The sequence below is a fragment of the Lysinibacillus sp. G01H genome (genome assembly GCF_028872195.1).
Classification (GTDB): Bacteria; Bacillota; Bacilli; order Bacillales_A; family Planococcaceae; genus Lysinibacillus; species Lysinibacillus capsici.
In genome coordinates this window covers 2,751,673-2,764,828 of the sequence record NZ_CP118397.1, presented here as the reverse complement: position 1 = coordinate 2,764,828, position 13,156 = coordinate 2,751,673, and the positions used below count along the sequence as shown (strand labels likewise).

The 13,156-nt window shown below is 38.4% G+C and carries 11 protein-coding genes; 7 read left to right on the top strand and 4 right to left on the bottom strand.

Going from position 1 to position 13,156, the window contains the following annotated elements:
• Positions 1 to 22: 22 nt before the first annotated feature.
• The 5 genes from PSR12_RS14120 to PSR12_RS14100 all read left to right on the top strand — a co-directional run bounded on the left by PSR12_RS14120 (position 23) and on the right by PSR12_RS14100 (position 5,895).
• A complete protein-coding gene (locus tag PSR12_RS14120) occupies positions 23 to 1,243 on the top strand; it encodes an RtcB family protein (RefSeq protein WP_274769425.1) in 1,221 nt (406 codons plus the stop codon).
• Between the two features lie 72 nt (positions 1,244 to 1,315).
• Positions 1,316 to 2,317: a LacI family DNA-binding transcriptional regulator gene (locus tag PSR12_RS14115; RefSeq protein ID WP_263081901.1), complete on the top strand. Its 1,002-nt coding sequence runs from the start codon at positions 1,316 to 1,318 to the stop codon at positions 2,315 to 2,317.
• Between the two features lie 100 nt (positions 2,318 to 2,417).
• The gene (locus tag PSR12_RS14110; RefSeq protein WP_274769424.1) at positions 2,418 to 3,839 is read left to right on the top strand and encodes an aldehyde dehydrogenase family protein; all 1,422 of its coding nucleotides are present in this window, start codon (positions 2,418 to 2,420) and stop codon (positions 3,837 to 3,839) included.
• 20 nt (positions 3,840 to 3,859) lie between these two features.
• A complete protein-coding gene (ahlS, locus tag PSR12_RS14105; protein WP_004231440.1) occupies positions 3,860 to 4,705 on the top strand; it encodes an AhlS family quorum-quenching N-acyl homoserine lactonase in 846 nt (281 codons plus the stop codon).
• A gap of 17 nt (positions 4,706 to 4,722) precedes the next feature.
• On the top strand, positions 4,723 to 5,895 hold the full coding sequence (locus PSR12_RS14100) for an iron-containing alcohol dehydrogenase (RefSeq protein WP_274769423.1): 1,173 nt from the start codon (positions 4,723 to 4,725) through the stop codon (positions 5,893 to 5,895).
• 137 nt (positions 5,896 to 6,032) lie between these two features.
• Here the strand turns inward: PSR12_RS14100 and PSR12_RS14095 are convergent, their stop codons facing one another.
• Together PSR12_RS14095 and PSR12_RS14090 are read right to left on the bottom strand one after the other, a co-directional pair.
• A complete protein-coding gene (locus tag PSR12_RS14095; protein WP_259419644.1) occupies positions 6,033 to 6,542 on the bottom strand; it encodes a ferritin in 510 nt (169 codons plus the stop codon).
• A 201-nt stretch (positions 6,543 to 6,743) separates the two neighbouring features.
• Positions 6,744 to 7,505 carry a TerC family protein gene (locus PSR12_RS14090; protein WP_004230735.1) on the bottom strand — a complete coding sequence of 254 codons (762 nt, stop codon included), beginning with the start codon at positions 7,503 to 7,505 and terminating at the stop codon, positions 6,744 to 6,746.
• A 415-nt stretch (positions 7,506 to 7,920) separates the two neighbouring features.
• Between PSR12_RS14090 and PSR12_RS14085 the strand changes: the two genes are divergently transcribed.
• A complete protein-coding gene (locus PSR12_RS14085; protein WP_274769422.1) occupies positions 7,921 to 9,681 on the top strand; it encodes an ABC transporter ATP-binding protein in 1,761 nt (586 codons plus the stop codon).
• A 283-nt stretch (positions 9,682 to 9,964) separates the two neighbouring features.
• Positions 9,965 to 10,393, top strand: coding sequence for an SRPBCC family protein (locus PSR12_RS14080; RefSeq protein ID WP_342456108.1), 429 nt, complete (start codon positions 9,965 to 9,967; stop codon positions 10,391 to 10,393).
• Between the two features lie 39 nt (positions 10,394 to 10,432).
• Here the strand turns inward: PSR12_RS14080 and PSR12_RS14075 are convergent, their stop codons facing one another.
• Both PSR12_RS14075 and PSR12_RS14070 read right to left on the bottom strand, forming a co-directional pair.
• Positions 10,433 to 11,914 (bottom strand): spore germination protein, encoded by a 1,482-nt coding sequence (locus PSR12_RS14075; protein WP_257522439.1) that lies wholly within the window; start codon positions 11,912 to 11,914, stop codon positions 10,433 to 10,435.
• On the bottom strand, positions 11,914 to 13,038 hold the full coding sequence (locus PSR12_RS14070) for a GerAB/ArcD/ProY family transporter (protein WP_221680273.1): 1,125 nt from the start codon (positions 13,036 to 13,038) through the stop codon (positions 11,914 to 11,916). Before PSR12_RS14070 ends, PSR12_RS14075 begins: the two co-directional genes overlap by 1 nt.
• Between the last annotated feature and the right edge of the window lie 118 nt (positions 13,039 to 13,156).

Below are 13,156 nucleotides of genomic sequence, written 5' to 3'. Positions count from 1 at the left end.
TAAGTAGTAAGGAGGGATACACTTGATTGAAATAAATGGACGCTTTACGAATGCTAAAATTTTTGCGCAAACAGCATTACAAACAGCTGTTGATCAGATTCAAGAATTAACAGATCAGGCTTTCATGGCAGGCACTAAAGTACGTATTATGCCAGATTATCATGCGGGTAAGGGATGTGTCATTGGCACGACCATCCAATTGCAAGACCGTGTTGTACCAAATCTTGTAGGCATTGATGTGGGGTGTGGTGTATTTGTAGCAAAATTAGACGTAACGACCGTTGATTTTGCTCAACTCGATGCCATCATTCGCACATATGTACCAAGTGGGCAGGATATTCATAAAGAAGTATCGCCAAGCCGACATTTTGTCGAGTTTGAAGGGAAACAATTTCGAGCAAGCGGCTTGAAAGACGACTATACGAACTTGTCATTAGGTACACTTGGGGGAGGCAACCATTTTATTGAACTTGCCAAAGATGAAGATGATCAGCACTATTTGCTCATCCATACGGGGTCACGATATGTAGGGGCAAAGGTTGCTAATTGGCATCAAAAAAGAGCTTATGATAATTTACGTCGAGAAGATTTGACAGAGAAAATAGAAGCATTGAAACAGCAAGGACGACATCAAGAGATCCAATCCATGATACAAGCCTATAAAGAACAAACACCGTTCGTTCCAAAAGACTTGTCATATTTAGAGGGGGAAGCTTTCCATGATTATATCCATGATATGAAGATTGCACAGCAATTTGCACGGATGAATCGTTGGACCATTGCAGAAACCATTGCTAAACAGATGGATTGGCATTTTACGGATACGTTTGATACGATTCATAACTATATCGATACAGAAACGATGACGCTTCGCAAAGGGGCTGTTCGTGCAAATAAAGGTGAAAAGCTAGTTATTCCAATGAATATGCGGGATGGATCTCTGATTTGTATAGGGAAAGGCAATGCAGAATGGAATTATTCAGCCCCCCATGGAGCGGGACGTATGTTTTCACGACGCGCAGCGAAAAAAGCTTTGAATATGGCCGATTTTAAAGATACGATGCAGGGGATTTGGACAACATCAGTCAATGAAGAAACCTTGGATGAGGCGCCAATGGCCTATAAGCCGATGACCGAAATTACTTCTGCTATTGGTGAAACTGTAGATATTGTCAAAGTGATTAAACCTGTCTATAACTTTAAAGCAAGTGAAGCTGCAAAGCCATTTGAGCGAAAGGGTTAAGGGAGAGAAGGAATCATCACTATAATCATTATTCTATAAATGGTATAATATAGCTTCACAATGATGAAATGGGTGGTTTTTTTGGTTTCTTCAAAAGATGTGGCGAAGCATGCTGGTGTCTCACAAACAACTGTATCTAGAGTATTGAATACACCAGAGCTTGTAAAGCCAAAAACAATTAAAAAAGTAATGCAGGCGATAGAGGAGCTAAACTATGTGCCAAATGATATAGCAAGATCGCTTGTTCAGAAAAAAACAGGCATTATTACATTGATTTCGGGGCCCTTACACAACCCTTTTTTTGTTGATACAACTACAGCTATCGTGAATTATGTTAATGCACGTGGCTATAAAGTGAATGTCTATTTTGGCACAGAGGATAATCTAAATTCAATCTACAATGCAGTTTTAGAAACGAAAGCAGACGCAATTATTTTGTCTTCTATGCTGTATCAGGATGATTTATTTTATAAACTAGAGAAACTAGCTATTCCATTTATTATGTTTAACCGTAAGCATAAAGAGAATAGACATTTTGTGGAAATTGATAATGTTCAAGCAGGTTACCTTGCGACCAATCATGTCCTATCATTAGGGCATGACTCTTTATGTTGGATAGGGGGGCCACATCAAATGAGCACCTTCCATGGACGCTATCTGGGATTTGAACAAGCTTTACAGGATTATGGGCTAGATGCAAAATTAGTGCCTACTTTTTTAACGAACACCAATAAAATAGATATTGAACGAGCGTTTACAGAACTTTTACAACTCGAAAAAAGACCAACAGCTATTTGTGCTGCTACCGATGCCATTGCCATTGAAATATTGAATCTTTGTTTAGAGAGAGGTTTTCAGGTCCCGAGAGATTTTAATATCATTGGTATTGATAATGTAGAACTTAGTAAACATCACTCTATTGCCTTAACAACAGTAGGTTTAACATCAGAAGAGAACTTAGGTTTTATTGCTATCGAAAAATTATTTGAGGTAATGGAGAAAAAAAATACTTGCATTAGACAAACAGAGTCTGTTAAGATTTTCCCAAGAAATACAACGTGTAAAATAAACTGATAGACCATCAGTTTATTTTTTACACCAAAATGGTTACGTATTCATTTCTTTATTTTCTGAAATGAATACGTAACCATAAAAAGAAAGGAGTGAATTACGATTGAAAAAGGGCTTATGGATCAATGGAGAATGGAAGATGACTGCTGAATGGATGGAGATCCAAGCTCCCTATTCGCAAGAGGTATTGGCACACTTTGCGATGGCCACTGAAAAAGATGTACAGGAGGCCATTGAAAGTGCGCATGGTGCAGCTCCTCAAATGGCTGCATTAACTGCTTTTCAACGAGCAGAGATATTAGAGCAGTTATCCACCCTTTTTGCAGAAAATAGAGATGAAGCAGCAAGTATCATTGCAATGGAATCAGCCAAACCGTTAAAGTATGCTTACGCTGAAATTGATCGCACAGTTGAAACCTATAAATTTGCGGCAGAAGAAGCAAAGCGACTTACTGGTGAAATGGTTCCAATGGATGCATCAAAAAATGGAGAGGGGCGCTTTGCTTATACATTAAGAGAGCCAATCGGTGTTGTGGCAGCGATTACACCATTTAACTTTCCGCAAAATCTAGTAGCACACAAAGTTGGGCCAGCATTAGCTGCAGGCAATACGATTGTATTGAAACCTGCCACGCAAACAGCACTATCAGCCCATTTTTTGGCAAAATTATTGACGCAAACAAATTTACCAGCAGGTGCCTTTAATCTTGTAACTGGACAAGGTAAATTAGTAGGCGATGCATTTTTAGCACATCCCAATGTTAAGATGATAACGTTTACAGGAAGTCCAGCTGTAGGGATTTCTCTACGCAATCGTGCAGGCTTGAAGAAAGTAACCTTAGAATTAGGTTCCAATGCAGGAGTAATTATAGACGAAGGGGTACAGCTTGAGCGTATTATGGATCGCATTGTGATGGGGGCCTTTTCCAACCAAGGTCAAGTCTGCATTTCTTTACAACGTATCTATGTCATGGAAAGTATGGTGGAGGAATTTTTAATACGGCTGAAGGAAAAAATAGAGCAGCTTACAATTGGTGATCCAATGGATAATCAAACAGATCTTGCTATGATGATTTCACAAGCTGAACAACAGCGTGCTTATCAATGGATTGAAGAGGCAGTAGCTGAAGGGGCACAAGTAATTACAGGTGGTCACATTGACAATCATATTTTATTGCCCACTGTTTTATATAATGTTCAACCACAGAGTCGTGTATCCTGTGAAGAAATTTTTGCACCTGTTGTTATCGTCAATACGGTATCCACCATTGATGAAGGGATAGCGGCTATCAATGATTCTCACTATGGCCTACAGGCAGGCATCTTCACTCCTTCTATTCAGACAGCTTTTCAGGCTACAAAAGCATTGCACGTTGGTGGGGTCATCATTAATGATGTACCTACTTATCGAGTAGATCACATGCCATATGGTGGTGTAAAGGAAAGCGGCACAGGCCGAGAAGGCATTAAATATGCGTTAGAAGAAATGACGGAAATGAAGCTAGTAATTTGGAATAACCAATAATCACGAATGGAGATGGGAAAATGAAAATGATTAAACAACATCCAAAATTGTATGTGATGGACAATGGTACGATGCGAATGGATAAAAATTATATGATTGCGATGCATAATCCCGCAACCATCGATCATCCAAACCAGCCAAATGAATTTGTTGAATTCCCTGTTTATACAGTACTGATTGATCATCCAGAAGGCAAAATTCTATTTGATACAGCATGCAATCCAAACTCGATGGGTCCAGAAGGGCGATGGGGTGAATTTACGCAAAAAGCATTTCCTATTAATATGCCAGAAGAATGCTATTTACATCATCGTCTAGAAGAATTAAATGTTCGTCCAGAGGATATCAAATATGTTGTTGCTTCCCATTTGCATCTCGACCATGCAGGGTGCTTAGAACTCTTTACAAATGCGACAATTATTGTACAGGAAGATGAGTTTAATGGCACATTACAAACATATGCTAGAAACGTGAAAGACGGTGCCTATGTTTGGGGTGACATTGATATGTGGATAAAAAACAATCTACAATGGCGCTTAATCAAACGTGGCGAGGATCATGTAAAACTAGCTGAAGGGATACAAGTATTAAATTTTGGTAGTGGTCATGCTTGGGGAATGCTAGGTTTGCATATTCAAATGCCTGACACAGGTGGTATTATCTTGGCTTCAGATGCTATTTATACGGCAGAAAGCTTTGGCCCTCCTGTCAAGCCACCAGGCATTATCTATGATTCTGTAGGTTATAATACGACTGTGGAACGGATTCGAAGACTAGCACATGAAACAAATTCACAAGTATGGTTTGGCCATGATCCTATTCAATTTAAATCATTTAGAAAATCGACGGAAGGCTATTATGAATAGATAGGAGTAGAGAAGTCATGCATAAATTAACCTTTACGCCTGCTAGCTATACTGGCTGGGGCTGTTTGAGTCAGCTTCTGCTAGAGGTAAAAAAGTTTAACGCTCACAATATTTTGATCGTGACAGATCCATTATTAAAAGAAATAGGTCTAACGGACAATGTCGAAAAGCCTTTGATTGAGAAAGGCTATACAACAACCATTTATACTGATATTGCACCAGAGCCTCCGCTTGCAATTGGCGAAAAACTAGTTGATTTTACGAGAAAGCATCCATTTGATTTGGTGATTGGTGTAGGTGGAGGCAGTGCACTAGATTTAGCGAAGCTTGCCGCCGTATTAGCAAAACATGATGGAAAAGTTGCAGATTATTTAAACCTGACAGGAACGAAGACATTAGATAATAAAGGGTTACCTAAAATCTTAATTCCTACCACTTCTGGGACAGGCTCGGAGGTAACAAATATTTCTGTGCTATCACTGGATACAACCAAGGATGTCGTGACACATGATTATTTATTAGCGGATATAGCGATTGTAGATCCTGCCTTAACGATTTCCTTACCATCGAAGGTGACAGCGGCGACTGGGGTAGACGCGTTAACTCATGCGATAGAAGCCTACGTATCAGTAAATGCGAATGCAGTAACGGATGCACTTGCACTACAAGCTATCCGATTAATTAGCCAGTCAATTCGAACAGCTGTCCATAATGGGCAAGATAAGCAAGCGCGCACAGATATGAGTTATGGCAGCTATTTAGCAGGGTTAGCCTTTTTCAATGCTGGTGTAGCAGGCGTCCATGCTTTAGCCTATCCCCTGGGAGGTCAGTTCCATATAGCTCATGGTGATTCCAATGCAGTACTATTACCATATGTCATGGGTTATATTCGTCAAAGCTGTGAAAAACGAATGAAAGATATTTTAGATGCCATGGGGATATCATCTTCCTATTTATCGCAAGAAGAGGCTTCCTATAAATGTGTTGACGCCTTACAAAAACTCGTTCAAGATGTGAAAATTCCCTCAACATTACAAGGATTCAATATCCCTGCCTCAGCACTTGAACAGCTAACAGAGGATGCTACAAAACAAACGCGTATTTTAGCGCGAAGTCCAATGCCATTAGAGCGTGAAGATATCTATCAAATCTATCAAGCTGCCTTTGATGGTGTGGTAAGAGAACCATAAAGAACCTGAGAAACGTTGATTATTCAACGTTTCTCTTTTATTACATCTTTTGAAAATCCCACACATCGTAATGTGGTTTCCAAAAGATAGATACCTAAAAAAATCTGCTCTAATGGCAGATTTTTTTATAAGAAATACTATGCTTCTGTATCTGGTGTAAATGTACGTGTAGCCAATTCTGCATCTAGCATAAAGATTGCGTTTGAGTCAGTTTCGATACGCTCGATTTTACGAATTAATGTATCAAATGTAGATTCTTCTTCTACTTGCTCGTCGATGAACCATTTTAAGAAGGCCATTGTCGCATGCTCACGTTCATCTAAAGCAATGTCTGATAAATTGTAAATACGGCGTGTTACTTCTTTTTCGTGTGAGAGAGCTGTTTTAAAGGCATCTAAAATGGATTCGAAATGATTGCTTGGGCTTTCAAAACCTTGAATTGTTGCGCGGTAGCCCATATCACTTAAGAAATTATAAAATTTCATGGCATGGAAGCGTTCTTCTTCTGCTTGTACTAAAAAGAAGTTAGCGAAGCCATCATAATCTTGATCAGTGCAATAGGCTGCCATTGCCATATAGGCATGCGCAGAGTAGAATTCAAAATTCATTTGTTCATTAAGAGCTGTGTGTAGTTTTTCAGATAACATAAAAGTTTTCCTCCTTTTGCAGTAAATGACTTCTTTACTAGTATACAGTGTTGAGGCAGTAACATACAAAAAATTTAATTTTTAAAGCAATTCATGCAAAAGTTAATTGATATTCGTTCTCAATTAGAAAATCTCTTCTTTTATACTTTTAAGAAAATAAAAAAAATCGCCTCGATCGTAATCGAAGCGATTTTTTCATTATTATTGTTCTTGTTTCTTTTGATTTTTCACACCGATTAGGTAGCCACCTAATGCGATAGCAATTAAGACAATCCAGAAAATAGCTTTCCAAATAGTGGAGTGGGGGAATTCGTGTGGAATCACACCCAATTTTTCATGTGCTAATGTTAATACAGCTAATTTTACACCAACCCAGCCGACAATTAGGAAAGCAGCTGTTTCAAGTGATGGGAATTTGTCGAGAACCTTTACAAACCAACGAGCTGCGAAACGCATCATGATGACACCAATAATACCACCTAAGAACATCACTGCGAACTGACCTGCGTTAATCCCGCCAATATCAAAATCACCGATATGTGGAAGTGTGACAGCAATGGCAACCGCTGCAAGAATAGAATCCACAGCAAATGCGATATCAGCAAGTTCTACTTTTACAACCGTCATCCAGAAGCCAGATTGTTTTTTCGGCTCTTGAATTTCTTCGGAGTTTTGGGATGCTTTCCGCGAATCATAAATATGCTTAATAGACATAAACAGTAGATAAGCTGCACCTATTGCTTGAATTTGCCAGAAATTAACGAGCGTTGTAATAAGGAATAATGCGGCAAAACGGAAAACAAATGCCCCCACTAATCCATACAATAAAGCTTTTTGTTGTTGTGCCTTTGGTAAATGCTTAACCATAACAGCCATTACGACGGCGTTGTCTGCTGCTAACAAACCTTCTAGTACAATTAATACGACAAGTACCCATGCGTATTCTAAAAATATTGCCTCCAAATTTATTGCCTCCTTTAATTGTTGAACAGAAATGAATGGCTTGCTAACTTATTCTTTCCCTATTTTAAGCAAAAGAAAAAGACCCCTGCCTAAAAAATAGGCAAAGGTCTTGCTAAGCAATTAACTGTTCGTTGCACAGAAAGTTTTCTGTGTGACAAGAAATGCCATCACACCCGATGGTAATATACCATGTAATGACGAATGTGAATCAGATGCTTCGATCGCATCTGCTAGCTACTCCCCTTTGACAATAAAGTCAAAAGCTATTCAATTCTTACTAACATAATAACATGCAACAATATAAAAGTAAATAAAAATATACTGCTATGGGGAAAAAATACTTTTCCGTTACGTTTGCACAAATGGTACTATAAAAAGATAGGCAAAATTTTTACAACTTAGAGAGGAGACAAACATGTATAGAAAATTTTTTTCCTACTACAAGCCACATAAACGATTGTTTGTCATCGATTTTTCGAGTGCCATTATTGTAGCAATCTTAGAGCTTGCGTTTCCATTGGCTGTTCAATGGTTTATCGATGAGTTATTGCCAACAGGAGATTGGGGCATGATCGTGAAAATAAGTGTCCTATTACTGCTTGTTTATGCCATTAGTACATTATTGAACTTTATCGTTAACTATTTAGGACATAAACTAGGCATAAATATCGAAACGGATATGCGTCAGGAATTATTTACGCATGTACAAAGGCAATCATTCCGATTCTTTGATAATACGAAAACAGGTCATATTATGAGTCGCATTACCAATGATTTGTTTGATATAGGTGAGTTTGCCCATCATGGACCAGAGGATCTCTTTATTGCGATCATGACCTTTGTTGGGGCCTTTGCCATTATGTTTAATGTGAATCCAACACTCGCTTTGATTGCAGCCATTATGGTGCCATTTTTAACATGGCTTGTGACATTTAGTAATATAAAAATGAACAATGCTTGGAAAACGATGTATGGCAAAATTGCTGATGTGAACGGACGTGTAGAGGATAGTGTGTCCGGTGTCCGTGTTGTGAAATCCTTTACAAATGAAGAATTTGAAATTAAACGCTTTAAGGAGCAAAATGGATTTTTCCGTACGGCTAAATTATATGCCTATAAAATTATGGCAGGGACACACTCCAGTATTTACATGATGACGCGCCTCCTTACATTAATGGTGTTAGTGGTCGGCGCTTGGCTAAGCTTTAATGGGAAATTATCTTATGGGGAGCTAGTGAGCTTTGTTTTATATACGAATGTTCTGATTAAACCAATTGATAAAATTAGTGCTTTATTGGAGCTTTATCCGAAAGGAATGGCTGGCTTTAAGCGTTTCCGTGAATTAATTGAACAGGAGCCAGAAATTCAAGATCGTGAGGATGCAAAGGTTATTAAACATTTAGATGGAAATATTGCATTCAATCATGTTCATTTTAATTATGATGCATCCAAACAGGTTTTACATGATATATCATTTGATGTAAAAGCTGGCCAAACTATTGCCTTTGTAGGTCCTTCGGGTGCTGGCAAAACTACAATCTGCTCATTGATTCCTCGATTTTATGAGGTGACAAAGGGCGCTATTACGATTGATGGTATCGATATACGTAATATGACACAAGCTTCATTACGTGCTCAAATCGGTATCGTACAGCAGGACGTCTTTTTATTTACAGGTACGATTCGTGAAAACATTGCCTATGGAAAATTAGATGCAAGTGAAGCGGAAATTCGAGAGGCAGCGAAAAAAGCCCATCTAGAGGCATTTATTGCAGAGCTGCCCGAGGGCTATGATACACAAATAGGTGAACGTGGCTTAAAATTATCAGGTGGACAAAAGCAACGACTCGCGATTGCTCGTATGTTCCTAAAGAACCCGCCTATCTTGATTTTAGACGAGGCAACCTCTGCCTTAGATACAGAAACAGAAATGATTATTCAGCAATCGTTAACAGAGCTTGCTGAAAATCGTACAACACTAGTTATTGCCCATCGACTGGCAACTATTCGCAATGCTGATCGTGTATTAGTTGTGACACCGAAGGGCATTGAAGAGGATGGCACCTATGATGAGCTAGTGGCACAAAATGGGATTTTTGCAAAGCTTCATCATATTCAATTTCGCAAGGGACAAACAGAACAAAGCGTTCAGAAAGATTTTGTGGAATTGACGTAAATGAAGGAAAGGGAGATTGTTTTTTTAAACAATTTCCCTTTTTTAGTTGCTTCTCATATTACTTGTACTGCTCATGTTGTATCTAAAGCACACTAATATGCATAATAAAGGTTTATGTAGAAAGAGGGAATCCATTGAAAGGTAATACCATCGAATAATCAAAGGGTATCAGGTCAAATTATTGATATGGATAATGGAACATTTATTTCTGAATACATAGAAGGAATGTTTAGCAAGTTTATCGAATAGAACTGCAGTTCACTATAAAGGTCATAAAATAGAGGTGAAGCAATGGGTAACGATAGAATCATCGGTCAAACGAAAAGTGTGGGTTTTCAAATCGGGGTTAGAAGGACGTTTTCCAATTTCGCAGGAGCAAGCATGGGCATTGCTCACGACAACAGAAGGGGTACGTACATGGCTAGGTGAAGGCACTTCAGTTATATTTGAGCCTGGGCACAAATACTATTCAAAGACAGGGTCAGGCGAAATCAGGATTGTTAAACCGTTAGAGCAGCTTCGATTAACTTGGCAAAAGGAAGAGTGGTCAAAACCATCTACCGTACAAATCCGTATTTTACCAAAAGATCGTATTAAAACAACCATTAGCTTTCATCAGGAACATCTTTCTGATCAGACAGTACGAGAAGAAATGAAAGGTCATTGGGAAAGTGTACTGGACGTTATAACAAAAAGAGTCCAAAATCGTTGAGCAAATAAAGATAGCATCCCTTCACAATCGATAGGGATGCTATTTGTTTTTATTTGGAGAATCCTTGTTTTCATGTCCTTTTGAAGTTCGTGTATAATCCTGTGGAGCAAGTGCTTTGTTACGTTCTGTATAGCCCTTAGGTGATAATCGAAAGATGGATTTTTTAATGGTTGCCCAATTTAGATCTGTTGCCAGGTTCATGTAAGAGTAGCCGTAAATTCGAATATTACTTAAGTAAAGCAGTGTTAGGTATAAAGAAACAAAGAAGCCAAATAATCCGAAAAAGGCACTAGCAAAGATAAAGGCAACGCGTAATATGCTAACAGAAGTTACAAGCGACTGATTCACTAATGTAAAGGAGGCAATGGTAGAAATAGCGATGACAACGATCATTTCAGGACTGGTTACACCTGCTCGAATGGCTGCATCCCCGATAATTAATCCACCTACAACACTGATGGTCCCACCGATAACGGAAGGGAGACGCAAGCCTGCTTCACGAAACAATTCAAACATCAGCAACATGAGCAACATTTCAAGCGAAGAGGGGAGCGGTAAGCCCGCCTTCGCTTGCACAACGGTTGCGAGTAGTTGGAGCGGCAATTGGTTTTGGTGATAGGTTGTCAAGGCAAGCCAGAATGCAGGAAGTAGTAATCCGATTAAAATACCAAATATTCTCAATAATCGTTCGAGTGAACTGAAAATAATAGGATATTCATTGTCCTCAGCTGATTTTAGTAAGAGAAACAAATTGACAGGGGTAATGATGGCATAGGCGACACCATCTACAAAAATAATAAAACGTCCTCTTGCTAAGGCCTGTACCGCATAATCAGGTCGTCCTGTATAATCAAACTTCGGAAAAAGCTTGGAATTTTTATTGACCCGTTCCATCAATAAATCGCCACTAAATACAATATCTGTATCAACGGCAGCAAGCTGCTTTTTGATTCCATGTAAAATATCCATATCCACAATATCATCAAAATAAAGAATGGCTACCGTAGTTTTTGATCGCTTCCCAAGCTCCACTTTTTCCACACAAAATGAGTTGGTCGGCAAGCGTTTTCTTACTAGTGCGATATTGACGCGTATATCTTCAATGAAATTATCTCTGGGCCCTTTAACAAGAACCTCCATGCGTGTTTCTTCAGGCTGGCGGTTCGGCTTGTGGGCAATATTGCTTGCATATAAAAGATTGCCTTCATCAAAATACAACAACAAGAAGCCACTATAGACAAAAGTTATCAGCTGTTCCTTGTCTTGTACTTTTTGAATACTTGGAACATGAAGATGCCTTGCGATATTCTCTTCAAAGGGGACCTCATCCAAATGATCATATAAATACTGAATACGTTGAATAATCACTTCATTAAGCATTTGTTGATCAATCATAGCATCACACGTAATAAAGTGTACTTTCTGCTGATTAAACATATATTCCTGAAATTGAATATCTGCCGATTTTTGAAATAATTTTCTGAGCGTACTAAGATCTAGCGCCTGTTCTTGCTGAGGCATTATGATTCACCACTTTTCATATCTTGTTTTTCAGTTTTCCCCTTTTTAGAAGATTTATCCGACAAGAAAGCTACGACTACGAAAAATATTGAGAGTAAAAAGAAAAAAATAAAAGTGGCTGTAAGAATATAATGTCCTTTTACTTTTAAAAATAGGCTTTCATTTAGCATAATTAATGGTAAACAAAGAATAAAGAAGGGAGGAGCAAGCATTTGCCATATACGCTTCGGATCTCCTGTCATCTTCAATAAATCTGCCACAATGTACAAAAGGAAACTAACTCGAATAAAGGTTCCTGTCAGCCATTGATAAATGGAGAAAAAGTCAAGATGCTCGATATAGCGACCGATTGTCACTAATCCCCATTCCTCGTAGGCAGGGTAGCGTTGCTTAGCTGCTTCATTCGGTCCAAATTCTGTAATGGCCCCAATTAATGGTCCTAATGTCAGTCCTACTAAAATGGCCAGCATAATAGCAAAATGGTACCAGCGAATACGTTCCTTAAATTGATGCTGTAAAAATAGCAACATTAAAAGCTCAATAAACCCGGATGCAGGGAAAATCATGCCTCGCAATACAGGCTGGAATCCATGTTCAAAAAATGGACGCAATAATTCATAATCTTTCACCTGCATGTTCGTAAAGGCAACGAAAAAGCCGAAGATAACTACACCGAATAATACAAAAACGTTTAAAATGACAATTGTCTGTAAGCTAGTCGCCACAAGAAGAATACACAGAATGGTATAGATAAATAATAAGATGATCACAGGTGTTTGAGGTAAAAATGTAGTATTAACCCATTGCAGTGTTTCAATCATTGTAAAAGCTGCGATAATCATTAAAAAAATAGCAACTGTATAAATTACAATAGTAGAGCCAATTTTCCCGATTTTTGAATCAAGCCAATCTCGGATGGGCTCCTGATTAGATTTTGATTGAATATATACTAATAAAAATAGCCAAAAGAAAACAATTCCCCCAGCAAACAATACTGACAGCCAGCCATCTCTTTTGGCCACATCTAGTAGCGGAGGAATAATGGTTACATGATTTTTTAAGCCAATAACAGTCATTGATAGGAAGATGACATGTAAAATACTGATTGATCCTACACTTTTCATGTTGAAAACCCTCTAACATAGATTGATACATATTAGCTTTGACAAAAAAAGTCGGCTTTATAAGCAGAAAATGGTATGGTTTCATGAAAAAAATGAGGTATTGGATGACACCATCATC

Excerpts from the sequence above, each read along its gene's own strand:
- PSR12_RS14085 (WP_274769422.1), top strand. The coding sequence starts at position 7,921 with ATGTATAGAAAATTTTTTTCCTACTACAAGCCACATAAACGATTGTTT.
- ahlS (WP_004231440.1), top strand. The coding sequence starts at position 3,860 with ATGAAAATGATTAAACAACATCCAAAATTGTATGTGATGGACAATGGT.
- PSR12_RS14075 (WP_257522439.1), bottom strand. The coding sequence starts at position 11,914 with ATGCCTCAGCAAGAACAGGCGCTAGATCTTAGTACGCTCAGAAAATTA.
- PSR12_RS14095 (WP_259419644.1), bottom strand. The coding sequence starts at position 6,542 with ATGTTATCTGAAAAACTACACACAGCTCTTAATGAACAAATGAATTTT.
- PSR12_RS14100 (WP_274769423.1), top strand. The coding sequence starts at position 4,723 with ATGCATAAATTAACCTTTACGCCTGCTAGCTATACTGGCTGGGGCTGT.
- PSR12_RS14070 (WP_221680273.1), bottom strand. The coding sequence starts at position 13,038 with ATGAAAAGTGTAGGATCAATCAGTATTTTACATGTCATCTTCCTATCA.